The 415-nt window shown below is 59.8% G+C and carries 1 protein-coding gene; it reads left to right on the top strand.

Annotated features, from left to right (window positions below; genetic code table 11):
• Positions 1-80: 80 nt before the first annotated feature.
• Positions 81-415 (top strand): alpha/beta hydrolase (locus tag ACFWW2_RS16920; protein ID WP_393929858.1); only part of this gene is annotated, 335 nt, incomplete at its 3' end.

The raw sequence follows: 415 nt of genomic DNA, 5'->3' as shown, positions 1-415 counted from the left end.
AGCGTGGGGCTTTGGCCGCTTTGTCGACAACACCGGCACATCAACGGCAACGGATCATATCGGCCACCAACAGGGCGTCCTTGGACAGCGCGACCCGCTCGGATCTTCTGTCGTTCTCCGCAATTGATGTTGCGGTACCGTCGGATCGTGACATCGGTACGGTGCCTGTCAGCGGTGCGAATGCGTTTTCGGTTCTTGCGCAGCAAAACCTGCCCGATGAACAGGCGCTAAGGAATGCACTGCAAGCCGCACCGCGCAATGCGCCTCTCACATTGTGGATCCACGGCTACAACAACACCGCGGCAGAGGCGATTTATCGACAGGCGCAGCTTGTGATTGATGCCCGGATGGAGGGTGCGCAAATGACCTTTGTCTGGCCGTCCGCCGCCACCGCACGAGGTTACATCCACGACCG

Source organism: Yoonia sp. R2-816, from assembly GCF_046762905.1.
Taxonomy (GTDB): Bacteria; Pseudomonadota; Alphaproteobacteria; order Rhodobacterales; family Rhodobacteraceae; genus Yoonia.
Note: the sequence above shows the minus strand (reverse complement) of the source record. Positions and strands in the feature narration are given on the sequence as shown.